Annotated in this window: 14 protein-coding genes; 8 read left to right on the forward strand and 6 right to left on the reverse strand. The window is 70.4% G+C overall.

The window, feature by feature from the left end; genetic code table 11:
- Window positions 1-100: 100 nt before the first annotated feature.
- From ACFWFR_RS09840 to ACFWFR_RS09865, 6 genes are all read right to left on the reverse strand, one after another.
- A complete protein-coding gene (locus tag ACFWFR_RS09840; protein WP_377622709.1) occupies window positions 101-1,267 on the reverse strand; it encodes a sugar ABC transporter substrate-binding protein in 1,167 nt (388 codons plus the stop codon).
- A 225-nt stretch (window positions 1,268-1,492) separates the two neighbouring features.
- Window positions 1,493-2,809 carry a DUF3500 domain-containing protein gene (locus tag ACFWFR_RS09845; RefSeq protein WP_377622711.1) on the reverse strand — a complete coding sequence of 439 codons (1,317 nt, stop codon included), beginning with the start codon at window positions 2,807-2,809 and terminating at the stop codon, window positions 1,493-1,495.
- 34 nt (window positions 2,810-2,843) lie between these two features.
- Entirely contained in the window at window positions 2,844-4,442 is a 1,599-nt protein-coding gene (locus ACFWFR_RS09850) for a sugar ABC transporter ATP-binding protein (protein ID WP_377622713.1), read from the reverse strand.
- The gene (locus tag ACFWFR_RS09855) at window positions 4,439-5,620 is read right to left on the reverse strand and encodes a sugar ABC transporter substrate-binding protein (protein WP_377622715.1); all 1,182 of its coding nucleotides are present in this window, start codon (window positions 5,618-5,620) and stop codon (window positions 4,439-4,441) included. The genes ACFWFR_RS09850 and ACFWFR_RS09855 overlap by 4 nt, the downstream gene beginning before the upstream one ends.
- 83 nt (window positions 5,621-5,703) lie before the next feature.
- Window positions 5,704-6,738: an ABC transporter permease gene (locus ACFWFR_RS09860; RefSeq protein ID WP_377622717.1), complete on the reverse strand. Its 1,035-nt coding sequence runs from the start codon at window positions 6,736-6,738 to the stop codon at window positions 5,704-5,706.
- Between the two features lie 163 nt (window positions 6,739-6,901).
- Window positions 6,902-7,951: an amidohydrolase family protein gene (locus ACFWFR_RS09865; protein ID WP_377622719.1), complete on the reverse strand. Its 1,050-nt coding sequence runs from the start codon at window positions 7,949-7,951 to the stop codon at window positions 6,902-6,904.
- A gap of 498 nt (window positions 7,952-8,449) precedes the next feature.
- On the opposite strand from ACFWFR_RS09865, the gene ACFWFR_RS09870 reads away from it, so the two are divergent.
- The 8 genes from ACFWFR_RS09870 (at window position 8,450) to ACFWFR_RS09905 (ending at window position 15,991) form a co-directional block, all read left to right on the forward strand.
- The gene (locus tag ACFWFR_RS09870) at window positions 8,450-9,199 is read left to right on the forward strand and encodes a dienelactone hydrolase family protein (protein ID WP_377622720.1); all 750 of its coding nucleotides are present in this window, start codon (window positions 8,450-8,452) and stop codon (window positions 9,197-9,199) included.
- Between the two features lie 76 nt (window positions 9,200-9,275).
- Window positions 9,276-10,550: an FAD-dependent monooxygenase gene (locus ACFWFR_RS09875; protein ID WP_377622721.1), complete on the forward strand. Its 1,275-nt coding sequence runs from the start codon at window positions 9,276-9,278 to the stop codon at window positions 10,548-10,550.
- A gap of 24 nt (window positions 10,551-10,574) precedes the next feature.
- Entirely contained in the window at window positions 10,575-11,357 is a 783-nt protein-coding gene (locus ACFWFR_RS09880; protein WP_377622723.1) for an SDR family oxidoreductase, read from the forward strand.
- Window positions 11,354-11,845: a YybH family protein gene (locus ACFWFR_RS09885; RefSeq protein ID WP_377622725.1), complete on the forward strand. Its 492-nt coding sequence runs from the start codon at window positions 11,354-11,356 to the stop codon at window positions 11,843-11,845. Before ACFWFR_RS09880 ends, ACFWFR_RS09885 begins: the two co-directional genes overlap by 4 nt.
- Entirely contained in the window at window positions 11,842-12,696 is an 855-nt protein-coding gene (locus ACFWFR_RS09890; RefSeq protein WP_377622726.1) for a fumarylacetoacetate hydrolase family protein, read from the forward strand. The genes ACFWFR_RS09885 and ACFWFR_RS09890 overlap by 4 nt, the downstream gene beginning before the upstream one ends.
- Before the next feature lie 10 nt (window positions 12,697-12,706).
- Complete coding sequence (locus tag ACFWFR_RS09895; RefSeq protein WP_377622728.1) at window positions 12,707-13,105, forward strand: RidA family protein; 399 nt, start codon at window positions 12,707-12,709, stop codon at window positions 13,103-13,105.
- 35 nt (window positions 13,106-13,140) lie between these two features.
- On the forward strand, window positions 13,141-14,319 hold the full coding sequence (locus ACFWFR_RS09900) for a Bcr/CflA family efflux MFS transporter (protein WP_377622730.1): 1,179 nt from the start codon (window positions 13,141-13,143) through the stop codon (window positions 14,317-14,319).
- Between the two features lie 199 nt (window positions 14,320-14,518).
- Window positions 14,519-15,991 carry an NAD-dependent succinate-semialdehyde dehydrogenase gene (locus ACFWFR_RS09905; protein ID WP_377622732.1) on the forward strand — a complete coding sequence of 491 codons (1,473 nt, stop codon included), beginning with the start codon at window positions 14,519-14,521 and terminating at the stop codon, window positions 15,989-15,991.
- Window positions 15,992-16,037: the final 46 nt, after the last annotated feature.

Consider the following 16,037-nt stretch of genomic DNA (forward strand, 5'->3'; position numbering starts at 1 on the left):
AGGACGTCCTGCCGCGCCTGCTCACCGAGCACGGCGACGCCATCGCCGCCGACCTGCACCTCCCCCGCCCCCTCCTGGACCGGTCTTCGTCAGCGACCGGTCACGACACGCCCCAGAGCGTCGCGAAGTCGGCCCGGAAGGTCGCGGGACCGAACCACTCGCCCGAGGCCTCGGCCTCCTCGCTCAGCGTCACGTCGCCGATGTTCTCCTGGGTGAACAGGCGGTACGGGATCGTGTACTCCGGCAGCTCGGCGCCGAGCGCCATGCGGATCGCCGCGTCGGCGTCGACCCACCCCTGGAAGACAGAGGCCTGCGCACCGGCAGCCGCCAGGAACGTGCCGGACGCGAGCGCCTGCAGCCCGCCCAGCTGCACCGAGCCCGTCGTCCCCTTGACCTTGCCGATGCGTCCCGCCTGCTCGACGCCGGACTGCGTCCCCTGGAGGTTCTGGGCGAACTGCGCATTGACGTAGTCGATGTTCGGGTCCTTGAGCAACGCAGCGCTCGTCGAGGTCGGGATCAGCGAGAAGTTCGCCGAGGTGACCTCGTTGATCGTGGTCGTGCAGCCGGGGCACACCTCGTCGAACCTCGCCTGGGCGTCGGCGACGTAGTAACCAGGGGTCGTCCCGTCCATGCTCTGGTTGATCAGCACGTCGGCAGCGCCACCCGAGTCGACCGCGACCCAGTCGGCGAGAGCGACCTGGATCTCCGACCCGGCCCCCTCGACCCAGGCGAGCGTCTCGTCCGCGGGATGCTCCTCGTCCGGGACCTGGTTGCCGATGATCACGGGCACCCCGGCGGCACGCGCGGAGTCGTAGGCGTTGCTCGCGAGCCCGTAGGAGATCGCGTCGGCCACGATCGCGATCGCCCCCGCGTTCACCGCCTGGCCGATGCACGCGCTGATGTCGGTCGGTGTGCCGTTGCCGTTGCAGGTCTGGGTGTTGATCCCCACGGTGCCGAGGGCCTCGGTCAGCGCTTGCCCCGTGATCGAGAACTGGGGCGACTGCTGCGTGATCGGGACGTAGTAGACGGTCTCGCCCACGAGCGGGCTCGCGTCGATCGGCTCGGTCGGCACCGGGTACGCGTCGAGCGGCTGCAGGTGGGTCGCGAGCGCGGCCGCGGCCTCGGCGCTCGCGCCGGTGGACGCGCTCGACGCCTCACCCGACCCGGCATCGACCTCCTCGCTGCACGCCGCGAGCGAGAGCGCGGTCAGCAGGACGACGCCTGCTGCCGTGCCGCGACGAGCGCGGGCGATCTGGTGAGACTTCATGGGGATTCTCCTTCTGGGCGACGTTGCCGGTAGAGATGCATGAATCGGTGGAGCGGTCGACGGCTGCCTTCCGGGGCAGCCCTCGTACGGGCCCGCACGAGGAGCGCACGTCGTGGGCTCGACGACCTCGTCGAGGACGGGCGGCACCGCTCGGACCAGCCGACGGTCCACGTCCCGCAGGGGACAGGACGCGGGCCGTGCGACCGCGGGTGTTCAGTCGGCCCGTCAGGCCGAGGGGTCGGACGCGACAGGTCCGTCCGTGAGCTGCGCGATGTAGGCGCGCCCGTAGTCGTTGCCGTTCGGCAGCCGGAGCGTGGTGTGCACGTGGAACCGGGCGGGCAGCTTGTTGTTGAGCCAGACCCCTGCGTGATGGTCGAGCTCCGCGAGGATCACCGGGCTCTGGAGACGGAAGTAGAACGGTTGCGACCCGTCGGTCGCCCCGTACCAGGCGAACCAGGTGTCGTCGCGGAACTCGTCGACCCGGTCGAGGAAGACCTCCCGTTGCGGTGCGACGAGCAGCAGGAGGAAGTCCTCGGCGATCGATCGCACCTGGCTCCACTGCTCGTCCGTGAGCGCGGACCCACGGATCCCCTCGTAGGGGATGACCCGGTTGTCGCGGAACGCCCCCGCCAGGTGCCGCTCGTCCGCCGGGTGCAGACGCCCCTCGGGCATCGCCGGGTCCAGGACCGATCGGTAGACGATCGCCTGGTCCCGCTGGTCGGCCGTGAACGACGACGCGAGCTCGAGCGCGACCTGCTCGCGAGCATCGAACATCGAGGGCCGTTCGCCGTCGGACAGGGCCGGCTCGGCACCGAGGAAGACGGGCGCGACCACGTGGCGACCGGCCACGGAGACGAAGTTGACCGCCACGTGGTGGCCGAACAGCTGCCATCCCCACGCTCCGTCGGCCGACGGCGTGCCGAACAACGAGACCCAGTAGCTGCGGTCGTTCATGAGCTCGGGCAGGGCGACCAGATCACCCAGGAAGCCGTTGAGCGCCATGGCCTCCTGGACCCGTGCGTAGCCCTCCTCGCTCAACGATGCCCGCACCAGGTCGAGGATCGCGTCAGCCCGCTCGACCGCGAGATCCTCGAGACGCAGCCCCACCCGGTGGATGACGAACTCCGGGTTGCTCCACGCGCGCCACTGGGCCGCGTCGAGGGGGTGGCGGAAGCGCTCGAGCTCCTCGGAGGTCAGCAGGGACAGCACGTGCTCGGCTGCGCGCTGCGGTGCCGGGTCCGGGACGGGCGCCTCCCGCAGAGGGTGCACCCCCGCCCGGACCGTACCGTCCGAGGTCACCCCGACGAACGGTTCCTCGTACAGCGCCTGCCACGACGCGAGGAGCTCCTGCACGAACTCGGGGGACCGCTTGCGTTCCGAGAACTCCTCGTAGCCGAGCCCCCGCCACTGCGCGAGCAAGGGGTCGTCGACGTCGAACAAGGACTCGCGGTAGCTGTCCTGGGTGAGCGAGACCGCTTGGTCCCGCCCGGTCACGCGCGCGCTCGAGAAGAACCCGTCGATGTCCCTGTCCTGCTCGGGCACTGCCGCCTCCTCGGATCCTGGTCGTGCCTCGTCGTCACCCACGGTTGCGCAGCTTCACGCGCGAGCCGTCGGTATAGATCGCCTCGACGATCGCGTCCGGCGTGAGCTCGTGGGACATGACCAGCTCGCGACGGATCTGGCCGTCCTCGAAGACGAGGACCCGGTCGCACAGCAGGCCGAGCTCGTTCTCGTCGGAGCCGGCCACGACGACGAACGCCCCGTCGGCCGCCTTCTGGTGGATCGCGCTGACGATGGTGTGACGGGCTCCGACGTCGACCGCCTGGGTCGGCTCGTGCAGCAGGAGCACGGTCGGGTCGGTGGCCAGCCACTTCGAGACGAAGACCTTCTGCTGGTTGCCGCCGCTGAACGTGCTCACGACCGCCCCCGGGTTCGCCGGTTGCACGTCGAGCCGCTCGATCCAGTCCTCGACCACCGACTTCTCGGCCGCTCGCGTGATGGGGCGCAGGCCACCGCGGGACCGTGCGGTGCGCGGGAACGCGATGTTCTCGGCGACCGTCATCCCCATGGCGAGGCCCGCGTGCTCTCGCCCTTCCGGCACGATCGCGATCCCGTGCTCGATCGCCGCGGCCGGCGAGAGTCCGGGCAGGTCCACGGTCTCCTCGGGGAGCACCATCTTCCCCGCCTCGGCCTTGCTGACACCGCTGAGAAGGTAGGGGACGTCGTCGTATCCCGATCCACCCAGGCCGGTGAGGCCCACGATCTCGCCCTGACGGACCGCGAAGGACACGTCTCGGACGCCCAGCCCCGTGACGGACTCGACACAGACCGAGGGCGCGTCGGGCGCGATCTTGCGCTCGGGGCGCCGGTCGAGGTCGAGCTTGTTGTTCCCGAGGATGAGCGCGGCGAGCTCGGGCTCGGTCATGCCCTCGACGTCACGTCCCGACACGACGGCACGCCCGTCGCGCAGGACCGTGACGCGGTCCGCGGCGCTGACGACCTCCTCGAGCCGGTGCGTGATCATCAGCACCGCCGTACCCGTCCGGACGATCTCGTCCAGGATGGCGAAGAAGTGCTCGAGCGAGCGTCGGCTCAACGCTCGCGTCGACTCGTCGAAGACGATGAGGCCCGTGCCCGGCGTCGCGTCCTGGAGCGCGCGCGCGATCGCGACCGTGGCCCGCTCCTCCTCGCTCAGCGACCCGGCGAGCGCGTCCAGGGGGACCGGGCGACCGATTCGTTCGAACACGGCGTTCGCCTCGGCCCTCTCACGGGCCCAGTCGATGCGTCGCAGGAACCGGGAAGCCCCCAGCCGACCGACCCGCATGTTCTCCAGCACGCTGAGGCCGTTGACGATCCCGAGGCTCTGGTGGACGACCGCCATGCCGTTCGCCCGGGCGTCGTAGGGCTTCACGGGGAGCGACAGGGGCGTGCCGTCGACGCAGATCACGGCCCCGGGGTCGGGGGTGTAGAGCCCCGTGAGCACCTTCGCGAGCGTCGACTTGCCCGAGCCGTTCTGACCCACGAGCCCGTGGATCTCGCCCGGACGGACGTCGATCGACACGTCGGTGAGCACCCGGCTGCGCCCGAAGGTCTTGGACAGCCCCTCGACCGAGAGCCGCGGCGGCGGGGCGGCCGGCGCCCCGTCCCGTCCCTCCGCCTCGTGCGAGGTCGTCACTGCGCGCCCCAGAGCGTCGTGAAGTCGTCGGTGAAGGTCGTCGGCCCGAACCACTCGCCGGAGGCCTCCGCCTCCTCGGTGAGCTCGACGTCGCCGATCGTGTCCGTGGTGAACAGGCGGACGGGGACGGTGTACTCGGGGAGCTCCGTGCCGAGGGCCATCCGCATGGCGGCATCGGCGTAGACCCAGCCCTGGAAGGCCGAGGCCTGTCCTGTGGCCGCGGAGAGGAACGTCCCGGACGCGAGGGCCTGGAGGCCGCCGAGCTGGACCGACCCGGTCATCCCCTTGACCTTGCCCGTACGACCCGCCTGCTCGACGCCGGACTGCGTGGGCTGGAGGTACTGCGCGAACTGCGAGTTCACGTAGTCGATGTTCGGGTCCTTGAGCAGCGCGGAGCTCGTCGACGTGGGGATCAGCGAGAAGTTGGCCGACGTGACCTCGTTGATCGTGATGGTGCAGCCGGGGCACACCTCCTCGTACTTCTCGAGGGCGTCGGCCACGTAGAAGCCCGGGGTCTTGCCGTCCATGCTCTGGTTGATGAGGACGTTCGCCGTCCCACCCGAGTCCGCGGTGGCCCACTCGGCGAGCGCGACCTGCATCTCGGAGCCCGCTCCTTCGACGTAGGCGAGCGTCTCGTCGGCAGGGTAGTCCGCGTGCGGGACCTGGTTGCCGATGATGACGGGCACCCCGGCCGCACGGGCGGCGTCGTACGCGTTGCTCGCGATCGCGTAGGAGATCGCGTCACCGACGATCGCGATCGCTCCCGCGTTCACGGCCTGGGAGATGCAGGCGCTGATGTCGGTCGGCGTCGCGTTGCCGTTGCAGGTCTGGGTCTTGATCCCGACCGCGTCGAGCGCCTCCGTCATCGCGGGCCCGGTCACGGCGAACTGCGGCGACTGCTGCGTGAGGGGGACGTAGTAGACGGTCTTGCCCTCGAGCGAGCTCGCGTCGACCGGTTCGGTCGGCACCGGGTAGGCGTCGAGCGGCTCGAGGTACTTGGCGAGCTCGGCCGACGTCTCGGTCCCGGCGGAGGCGTCAGAGCCGCCCGACGGCGACGGCGCTTCCGCGGCCCCCGAGTCGCTGCACGCGGCGAGCGTGAGCGAGGTGAGCAGGACGGCGCCGACGGCGACCCCGCGACGGCCGCGGGCGAGGGCGAGGGGGTGGACGGTGGACTTCATGATGGTTCTCCTTGTGGGCGACGTTGCCGAGAGAGATCGAGGGTGCGTGGGCTGGCGACCCGCCGGAACCGGCGGGTCCGTGCTCATCGGGACCGGTTGCTCAGGACCGTCGAGATCGTCACGGCGATCACGAGCACGCCGCCGTAGAAGACGCTCGAGACCCACGAGCTGCCACCCAGCAGCTGGAGGCCGAGGACCCCGGTCGCGAGGAAGTACACCGCGATCAGGGTGCCGAGCGGGTTGAACTTGCCGACCTGCAGGATCGCCGTGCCGAGGAAGGTCGCTGCGAACATCGGCAGGAGGTAGCTGTGCGACACCGACGGGTCGAAACCACCGGTCGCCGCGGCCGCCAGGACTCCGCCGACCCCGGCGATCAGCCCGCCGACGACGAAGGCTCCCTGGCGCACCCGGGAGACCCGGACCCCGGCCAGCCGGCTGACCTCGCGGCTCTCGCCGACGAACCGCATGTTCCGGCCGAGCGGTGTGAACTGCAGGACGTAGGCGAAACCGAGCATGAGGAGCACACCGAGGTAGAAGCTGATCGGCAGGCCCAGGAAGGGGGTCAGCGCGATCTTGGAGAACGATGCGGGCAGGCCGCTCACAGGCACGAGGTTGCTCGACCACATCGCGATGCCGAGCAGGAACGTCCCCATGCCGAGGGTCACGACGATCGTGTTGACGCCGACCTTGACGACGAGCAGCCCGTTGACGGCCCCGACCAGCGTCGAGATCGCGATGGCGAAGAGGGCTGCCAGCCAGACGTTCCAGCCGTGGTTCACGTTCAGGACGGGAACGAGGATCGCTGCCAGACCGAAGTTCGACGCGAGGGACATGTCGACGAACTCGCCGACGATGATGGTGCACAGGAGCGCTGCGGCGAGGAAGACGAGAGCCTGCTGGCTCCCGAAGATCGTGCCGAACGTGCCCTCGGTCAGGAAGGTGTCAGGTGTGAGGATGCCGAAGAGGGCGATCATGAGGATCCACACCCCGATGACGGCGAACCGTGCGGTCACCGCCCCGAAGCTCCGGCGTGCCAAGGGGGTGGTCGCGCCGTCCCGGGGGGACGTGGGGGGCCCGTCGCTCGTCGTCGAGGGACTGTCCGTGGTGGCATCGATCATGGCGGCACTGCTCCTGTCTTCGCGGCGTTGCGAAACACTGATGTCGATGACGCGGCCGGCCTGGGCGCCGGGTCGCCGTCTCGGGCGCCCGGGCCTCTGGGCGGTACATCGTGTGCGAGATCAAAGATGAGAGGCGCCGTGCGGGGACACGGCGTCCGGGGGACTAGATCGGCAGGTTGAACAGCCGCTTGGCGTTGCCGGACAGCACGAGCTCGCGGGCCTCGTCGCTGATCTCGAGCTCCTTCTTGACGAACTCGACCCCCTGGCTCATCCACCCGTAGAAGACGGGGAACGAGGAACCGAAGAGGTAGTGGTCGGCACCGTTGATCTTGAGAGCGGCCTCGACCTGGTCCTTGCCCCACGAGTGCGGGTGCGTCATGTCGAAGTAGATGTTGTTCTCGAGGTAGCTCTTGATCTTCTCGCCGCCGGTCGGGTCGAGGCGGGTCAGGGCCTCGTCCTTGTTCGACGCGTGCGGGGTCAGGAGCGCCGTGTTGGCGAACCAGTTGCCACCCATCATGGTGTGGATGAAGCGCAGGCCGGGCATCCGGTCGAACATGCCGCTGAACAGCTCGCGCCCGACCGCGACCCCCTGGTCGACGATCCGTCCGTACTCCCGGCGCAGGTTCGTGTAGTCGATGACGGACTTCCACTCGACCGGCAGCGGGGTGTGGTGCACGACGACGGGGATGTCGAGCTTCTCGATGACCTTGAGGTAGGGCGCGAACACCTCGTCGTCGAGGTAGAGCTGGCCGTAGTGGCATGCGAGCTGCACACCGACGGCCCCCAGGTCACCCACGCAGCGCTCGAGCTCGTAGATGTTCTCCTTGCCGCCCCACGGCGGGACGCAGGCTGTCGTGAACAACCGTCCGTCCGAGCGCGAGACGATGTCGTGCGCGTTGTCGTTGACGGCCCGGCAGGTCTCGAGACCGAGCCACTCCTGCCACACGGGCACGCGCATGATCCCGTAGTCGACCCCGGCGTCGTCCATCGCGGCGAGCTTCGCCTCGACCGAGTAGTCGCCCTCGACGTAGTTGAGGTTCTGGTAGCCGGCGGGCTTCTCGAGGATGAGGTGCTTCTTCCCGCTCTCCATCGTCTCGACCCGCGCGATCTCGCCGAAACCTCGCGGCGCGCTGTCGAGGAAGCCGTTGAGGATCTTCTCGTTGGTGAAGAGGTCCTCTGGAAGGTGGTGGATGTTGATGTCGACGACGGTCATGTCGGTCGCTGCTCCCGTCCTGCGTTCGTTGCCTGAGCACATCGGTGTGCCGGCCCTCGGGCCTCGTCGCCCTGCGAGATCGTCCACGGACCGCGGTCCGTGGACGAGGTGCAGACATGTGTTCAGAAGAGGGTGACGGCTCCCGCACCCTCGCGGAGCACCGTCATCGGTGCGTTGGTCTCGGCCCGCCATGCTGGCGCGGATCGTGTTCGAAATCATATGCAGATCCGCCCCTGCTAGACAACCCTGTCCCTCCAGACCCAGCGAGCCTTCACCCTGTCGATGGGCAAAAAACCCTCTCTGACCAGCACTGATAGGTGCTGCTCCGTATCGGACTTCGTTCATCGCACTTGAGATCGTGTACGAAGTGCTTATACGATCACCACCACGCTTCGACGTCGAAGACAGGGTTCATCGGTCCTCGGACGACGCGGGTCCTGCCCGCGCCCTCCTCCCGAGCCCGTCTCCTCGACGGACTCGTCGGAAGGAAGACGGCACATGAACGACCTGGTCTCGCGAGACGTCGAGTACCGGCACGACGTCACCCGGATGGTCGGGCTCCTGTGCGCACCCGAGGCCGCGCACGCCCGGCCGGGGATCCTCCTGGTCCACGACGCGTTCGGGCTGAGCCCCGACATGATCGACGTCGCGCACCGCCTCGCGGGTTTCGGCTTCGCCGTGTTCGCTGCCGATGTCTGGGGGGACCGCACCCAGCCGGCGACGCAGCCGGAGATCGGCCCCCTCATCGGGGGGATGGTCGCCGACCGCCCACGCTGGATGGCTCGCATCGCCGCCGCGCACGACGCGGCACGTGCACAACCGGAGATCGACGCGTCGGCCATCGCGGTCCTCGGCTACTGCTTCGGCGGCTCCTCGGCCCTCGAGTACGTCCGGACCGGTGGCGACGTCCTGGGTGCGGTGAGCATCCACGGCGGGCTCGACCTGCTCCATCCCGACTGGAGCGCTCCTCGCCGGACGGCGCAGGTGCTCGTGTGCACCGGCGCGGACGACCCCATGGCGACCGCACCGATGCGGGCCGAGCTCGAGACGTCCCTGAGCAGCGTGGGCATCGACTGGGAGGTCGCCCTCTACAGCGACACCGTGCACGCCTTCACGAGCCTGCGCTCGCGACACTCGCCGACACCCCACGTGGTCGCCTACAACGCGCGCAGCGCTGCGCGGGCGTGGGACTCGACCACCCGCTTCCTCAGTGACCTGTTCCCCGACGTGCGGCCCGTCGCGTCCTGACCCGCACACCCCCACGCATCACCAGGCGGCGTCCTGACCACGGCGGTCACGACTCCCAGAGAAGAACGAGGACACCATGCTCGACATCGCCATCATCGGGGCCGGTCCGGCCGGCCTGGCCGCGGCACTGCGCTTCCACCAGAAGGGCTTCCGGCCGCGCATCTACGAGTCCGTCCCCGAGCTCAAGCCGCTCGGCGTCGGGATCGACGTCAAGGTGTACGGGACCAAGGAGCTCGTCGAGCTCGGCCTGTACGACGAGTTCGTCGACATCTCGGTCGACGCGAAGACCTCGATCTTCTACAACAACCACGGCCAGGAGATCTACGCGGAGCTCTGCGGCGTCCACATGGGCTACGAGCACGAGCAGCGCTTCGTCCACCGCGGCTACCTGCAGATGCTGCTGTACCGCACGGTGATCGAGCGCCTCGGTGCGGACGCCGTCGTCCAGGGCGTCCGGTTCGTCCGGTACGACCAGGATGCCGACGGCGTCACGGTCGAGCTCGAGCACGCCGACGGCACGACCGAGCAGGTCCGCGCCGACGTCCTGGTCGCGGCCGACGGCATCAAGTCCGCCGCCCGCCGGCAGATGCACCCCGAGCAGGCCGAGCCCCACTACTCGGGCATCACGATGTACCGGGGCACGACCCTCATGGACCCGTTCAACGACGGCCACTCGATCCTGCACATCGGCGCCCCCCAGATCGCGACCATGATCGTCTACCCGATCGCGGACGACTTCGAGGGCTCGGGCAAGACTCTCGTGAACTGGGTCGTCGAGCGCGACGGCGAGGAGACCATCGAGGACTGGAACCAGCTCGGCAGCGTCGAGGACATCCTGCCTCTGTTCGACACGGTCGACCTGCCGTTCCTCGACGTGCAGCAGATGCTGCGCGACAACCGCGAGGTGTACCTCTTCCCGCTCATCCGCCACGACCCGCTCGAGAGCTGGACCGACGGCCGCGTCGTCCTGATCGGCGACGCCGCCCACGCGATGTACCCGCGTGGCGGCAACGGGGCCTGCCAGGCGATCGTCGACGGTGGCGCCCTCGCGGGCCGGCTCGCCGCGCACGAGGACCCGGTGGTCGCCCTCAAGGAGTTCGAGGCCGCGCGCCTGCCGAAGGTCAACGGGATGGTCATGGCCCACCGTGGCGAAGGCTACGAGGTCATCCGGCGCATGGTCGCCGACCGGACGAACTGCGAACCGTTCGAGGACATCGAGCAGGTCCTGCCGATGGCCGAGGCCGACGCGATCTTCTCGAAGTACCACGCGATGGTCGGGCAGCCGCGGCCCGGCTTCGAGGCCGGCGAGACCACAGGGTTCCGCACCTGGTCCGTCGACGCCGCTCGCTGACCGCCCGACGAGAGGAACCCGCTCATGGATCTAGGTATCGAGGGCCGCACCGCGTTCGTGGCCGGTTCGTCCCAGGGGCTCGGGTACGCCTGCGCCAGGTCGCTCGCGCGCGAGGGTGTGGTCGTGACGCTCAACGGGAGGGACGACGCCAAGCTGTCCGCAGCCGCGGACGTCCTGCGGGACGAGGTCGACGGCGCCCGCGTGGCATGGGTCGCGGCCGACCTCACCACGGCGACGGGGCGCGCCGCCATCGTCGCCACCGTTCCCGAGGTCGACATCCTCGTCACGAACAACGCCGGTCCGCCCCCGGGACGGCTCGACGACTGGGACGAGGAAGCGCTGGTGGGCGCCCTGCTCGCGAACACGGTGCCCGCCGTCCAGCTCATGCGTGCCTACGTCCCGGGCATGCGTGCGCGGCGCTTCGGGCGCATCGTCAACATCACCTCGGCGATGGTCAAGAGCCCCGCCTACGACATGGGGCTGTCGACCTCGGCGCGCGCAGCGCTGACCGCCATCAGCAAGTCGGTCAGCAACGACGTCGTCGGCGACGGCGTCACGGTCAACAACCTGCTCCCGGAGCGGTTCGACACGCCGCGGCAGGAGTTCATGGTGCAGCGGATGATGACCGCCCAGGGCATCGATCGCGACGAGGCGCGTCGACGCATCGCGTCGACCGTCGCCGCCGGACGCCTGGGGCGCCCGGAGGAGTTCGGCGACGCGTGCGCCTACCTGTGCAGCGCACAGGCCGGGTACGTCTCGGGCCAGAACCTGCAGCTCGACGGCGGCTCCTACCGAGGCATCGTATGAGCGCCGTGGTCCTCGCGGACGCCGCGACCAGGGTGGAGCTGCTCGCCGTCGAGGAGCGACGCCGTCGGGCGCTGCTCGACGGGGACATCCCTGCGCTCGACGACCTGTACGACGAGTCGCTCGTGCACGTCCACGCCCCCGGGCTGACGCACACCAAGGCCCAGCTCCTCGAGCACGTCGTGACACGGCACGCCTACCTCGACATGGCGCGCGGCGAGCTCGTGATCCGGCTCGTGGGCGACGTCGCGATCATGACCGGGACGCTGGTCAACCGGCTCCGCACGGCCGAGGGCGGCGAGCGGACCCTCGGCGGGGTCGTGACCCAGGTCCTGCGGCGCTGCGACGACGGCCGCTGGCGCTTCGTCAGCTTCCAGATGACGCCCGACGGCGAGCTCATGTGGCCCGCGCTCCCCTCCGAGCTCGCAGCCCAGCGGGACCACGACCTCCAGCACGAGAACACAGACCCCCAGGAAGACGGAGAACCATGAAGATCGCACGATTCCACGTCGCGGACGGCCCCACCCGGCTCGGCCGCGTCGACGGCGACAGGATCACGGACATCAGCGACGTCCCGGGCGTCGGGACGTCGCTGCGTGCGATCCTGCCGCACCTCGCGACGCTCGAGGAGGCCATCCAGGCATCCGACGGGGAGAGCCTCGCGCTCGACGCGGTCGTGCTCGAGGCCCCGATCGACGACCCGCAGAAGTACCTCGGCATCGGCATGAACTACAAGGAGCACGCCGAGGAGGCACGCCAGGCCGGCATCCCGACGCCGACCAGCCAGCTCTGGTTCAACAAGCAGGTGTCGTGCGTCGTCGGGCCCCACGACCCGATCCGCAAGCCCGAGGTCTCCGACGAGCTCGACTACGAGATCGAGCTGGGCGTCGTCATCGGCAAGCGCTGCAAGAACGTCTCGGTCGAGGACGCACGCTCGGTGATCGCGGGCTACGTGGTGGCCAACGACGTGTCGGTGCGCGACTGGCTCATGAAGCTCTCCCCGACCTTCACGCTGGGCAAGTCCTTCGACACGCACGGCCCGATCGGCCCGTGGCTCACGACCGACGACGAGATCGTCGACCCCCTCGCGCTGCGCATGCAGCTCACCGTGAACGGCGAGGTCCGCCAGGACTGGACCACCGACGACATGATCTACGACGTCTACGAGCAGATCGCCTACCTCACGCAGGTCATGACGTTGATGCCGGGGGACATCCTCGCGACCGGCACGCCCGCAGGGATCGGCGCCCCCACGGGCCGCTTCCTCAAGGTCGGCGACGTCGTCCGGGCCGAGATCGAGGGTCTCGGCGCGATCGAGAACCTCGTCGTCGCCGAGCCGTGAGCCCCGAGCCGTGAGCCGCCGGACGAGCGTCGACCTGCCAGGTTTCGCCCACGCGAACCCCATCCCGGCCGCGAGCCGGATCGGGCCGTTCCTCGCCTCCGGTGTGCTCACGGGGCGGGACCCGGTCACGCGAGAGCTCCCGCCGGGCCTCACGGAGCAGTGCGCGAACGTGTTCGGTCACGTCCGCGCGCTGCTCGCGGCCGCCGGCGGGTCGACGGACGACATCCTCAAGATGACGTTCTGGCTCGCCGACCTGCGCGACCGTGAGGCCCTCAACCGGGAGTGGACCGCGATGTTCCCCGAGGGGGCGAACCGGCCGGCCCGTCAGGCGGTCGCCGCGGTGCTCGACGGTGGCTCGCTCGTCCAGTGCGACCTCCTGGCCGTGCTCGGCGACCCGGGCGGCAGCTGAGCGTGGCGGCCGGTTCGTCCGTACGACGTCCCGCGATGACGCCTGGGGTGCTGGTGGTCCTCGCCGTGCTCACCGCGCTCGCACCGCTCTCGGTCGACATCTACACGCCCTCGCTGCCCCGCATCCAGGCCGAGCTGGGCGGCGCGGACTGGCTCGCGCAGGCGAGCGTGACCGCGTGCCTGCTCGGGATCGGCGTCGGTCAGCTCGTGTGGGGCCCGCTCAGCGACCGGCGCGGGCGCCGTCCCGTCATCCTCGCGGGCGTGGTCGGCTGGGCGCTCGCCTCGGTGCTCAGCGCCGCCGCGACGGGCCCCGAGATGCTCGTCGCCGCGCGGGGCCTGGCCGGCCTGTGCGGTGCGGCCGGCATCGTCGCTGCACGCAGCGTGGTGCGCGACCTGTCGCGCGACACGAGCACCGTCGCCTCACGGATCGGTGTCCTCGCGCTCGTGACGGCGGTGGCCCCGGTCCTGGCACCCGTCGCGGGGACGGCCGTCGCAGCCCTCTGGGGCTGGCGCGCGGACTTCATCGCGCTCGCGGCGCTCGGGGGGATCATCGCTCTCTCCTTCGCCCTGACGGTGCCCGAGTCCCTTCCCCCGGAAGAGCAGTCGAGCAGGTCCCTCGGGCTCCTCGCGTCGCTCGGCTCGGCGGTGCGCGACAAGGAGCTGCTCGCCGTCGCGCTCGCGCTCGCCGCGCAGTCGTTCGGCTTCTACGCCTACGTCGTGACGGCGTCGTTCGTCGTCGAGCGCGAGCTCGGCTACCCGCCGCTCACGTTCGCGCTGGTCTTCGGCACCAACGCGTGCGCCATGCTCTGCGGGAACCTCGGGTTCCGCAGGCTCGTCCGACGCCGGCACCCGTCGGTGCCGCTGGGGATCGGGCTGGCGGTGGGAACCGCGAGCGGCGTCGTCCTGCTGCTGGCCGCGCTCGCGGGGGCACCGGCCGGTGTGCTGTGGACAGCCTCGACGGGGTTCGCGGCGAGCGCCGGGTTCGTGCTGCCCGCGGCGCACAGCTGGGGACAGGTCACGCTGGTCGCGAGCGGTGCGGCCTCGGCGTTGACGGGCGCTGCGCAGTTCTTGGGCGGCGTCCTGGGTTCTCCGGTCACGGGCTTCGTCGGCCCGACGGCGGCGCACCTCGGGGCCGTGGTCGCGCTCAGCTCCGGGGTCGGGCTGGTCGCGTGGACCGTCGCGGGCCGGAACCGATCGCGCGCTCGTGCGCACTGACGCACGACAGGCGCCCGACCGCCCGGCCGCCCGGCCGCCCGCCACCGCGGGCGACGCCCAGGGCGGAGGTGCGTGCCGTCGTCGGGCGTTTGCCCGTCCGTGCCGGCGAACGACCGAAGAGCCATCCGGCACGCCACCAGGCGTGTCGTGTCGAGAACCATCCGGGTCCCGTGCGGGCACCCGGGACGAGGGAGTACGCATGACCGACAACCGTGAAGCCGAGCTGCTGGCCGCCGTCCCCGGCGGCCTGTTCATCGGGGGCGAGTGGCGCGCCGCGGAGGACGGCGCCGTCCTGGGCGTGCACGACCCGGCGACCGGGGCGCTCGTCAAGGAGGTCGCGAGCGCGTCGGTCGCCGACGGCGTCGCGGCCCTGGACGCCGCGTGCGACGCGTTCGCCTCGTGGTCCGCGACCCCGGCCCGGGAACGTGCCGACATCCTGCGGCGCGCGTTCGACCTGCTCCAGGAGCGCAAGGAGGACGTCGCGCTCCTCATGACGATCGAGATGGGCAAGCCGCTCGCCGAGGCGCGCGGCGAGGTCGCGTACGGCGGCGAGTTCCTCCGGTGGTTCAGCGAGGAGGCGCCCCGCGTCCAGGGCCGCTACGGGCCGAACCCGGAGGGCACGGGCCGCATGATCGTCACGCAGCACCCGGTCGGGCCGTGCTTCCTCATCACCCCGTGGAACTTCCCGCTCGCGATGGCCACGCGCAAGATCGCGCCGGCCCTCGCGGCCGGTTGCACCGTCGTCCTCAAGCCCGCGGGGCTCACTCCGCTGACCACCCTCTTCCTCACCAGGATCCTCGAGGACGCGGGGCTTCCCCCGGGGGTGGTCAACGTCGTCACGACGTCCGCGACCGGTCCCGTGTCCGAGGCGATCATCCGCGACCCCCGGCTGCGCAAGCTCTCCTTCACGGGCTCGACCCCCGTCGGCCAGAAGCTGCTCGAGCAGGCCGCCGCCGGGGTGCTGCGCACGTCGATGGAGCTCGGGGGCAACGCGCCGTTCGTCGTGTTCGGCGACGCCGACCTCGACGCAGCGGTCGACGGCGCGATCGCCGCGAAGTTCCGCAACATCGGGCAGGCGTGCACGGCGGCGAACAGGTTCGTCGTGCACCGTTCGGTCGTCGACGAGTTCGCCCGGCGCGTCACCGAGCGCGTGCAGGCCTTCACCGTGGGCCGTGGGACCGAGGACGGCGTGACGATCGGTCCGCTCATCGACGACCGCGCGGTCACCAAGACCGCTGCGCTCGTGCGCGACGCGGTCGAGCGCGGCGCGACGCTGCGGGCCGGCGGCGGGCCGATCGACGGGCCGGGCTCGTTCTTCGCCGCCACCGTGCTCAGCGACGTGCAGCCGGGCAGCGAGATCCTGCGCGAGGAGATCTTCGGCCCGGTGCTCGCGATCGTGCCGTTCGACGACGAGGACGAGGCCGTGCGCATCGCGAACGACACCGAGTACGGGCTCGTGTCCTACGTCTACACGCAGGACCTCGCCCGCGGCCAGCGCATGATCGAGCGGCTCGAGACCGGCATGATGGGCCTGAACATCGGCGTCGTCTCCAACGCGGCGGCGCCCTTCGGCGGCTGGAACCTCTCGGGACTCGGCCGGGAGGGCGGCGCCGAAGGGATCCACGAGTACCTCCGGTCGAAGTACACGCTCACGCCGAACCCCTTCGCGTAAGCGGGACCGGTTCCAGGAACGACGCGAGGCCCCGGATCTGGGATCC

It is taken from the genome of Oerskovia sp. NPDC060287 (assembly GCF_042726775.1).
Lineage (GTDB): Bacteria > Actinomycetota > Actinomycetes > Actinomycetales > Cellulomonadaceae > Oerskovia > Oerskovia merdavium.

Bases quoted from the DNA above. Each gene is read 5' to 3' on its own strand.
- ACFWFR_RS09840 (WP_377622709.1), bottom strand. From the start codon at position 1,267: ATGAAGTCTCACCAGATCGCCCGCGCTCGTCGCGGCACGGCAGCAGGC.
- ACFWFR_RS09855 (WP_377622715.1), bottom strand. From the start codon at position 5,620: ATGAAGTCCACCGTCCACCCCCTCGCCCTCGCCCGCGGCCGTCGCGGG.
- ACFWFR_RS09860 (WP_377622717.1), bottom strand. From the start codon at position 6,738: ATGATCGATGCCACCACGGACAGTCCCTCGACGACGAGCGACGGGCCC.
- ACFWFR_RS09865 (WP_377622719.1), bottom strand. From the start codon at position 7,951: ATGACCGTCGTCGACATCAACATCCACCACCTTCCAGAGGACCTCTTC.
- ACFWFR_RS09870 (WP_377622720.1), top strand. From the start codon at position 8,450: ATGAACGACCTGGTCTCGCGAGACGTCGAGTACCGGCACGACGTCACC.
- ACFWFR_RS09875 (WP_377622721.1), top strand. From the start codon at position 9,276: ATGCTCGACATCGCCATCATCGGGGCCGGTCCGGCCGGCCTGGCCGCG.
- ACFWFR_RS09880 (WP_377622723.1), top strand. From the start codon at position 10,575: ATGGATCTAGGTATCGAGGGCCGCACCGCGTTCGTGGCCGGTTCGTCC.
- ACFWFR_RS09885 (WP_377622725.1), top strand. From the start codon at position 11,354: ATGAGCGCCGTGGTCCTCGCGGACGCCGCGACCAGGGTGGAGCTGCTC.
- ACFWFR_RS09890 (WP_377622726.1), top strand. From the start codon at position 11,842: ATGAAGATCGCACGATTCCACGTCGCGGACGGCCCCACCCGGCTCGGC.
- ACFWFR_RS09900 (WP_377622730.1), top strand. From the start codon at position 13,141: ATGACGCCTGGGGTGCTGGTGGTCCTCGCCGTGCTCACCGCGCTCGCA.
- ACFWFR_RS09905 (WP_377622732.1), top strand. From the start codon at position 14,519: ATGACCGACAACCGTGAAGCCGAGCTGCTGGCCGCCGTCCCCGGCGGC.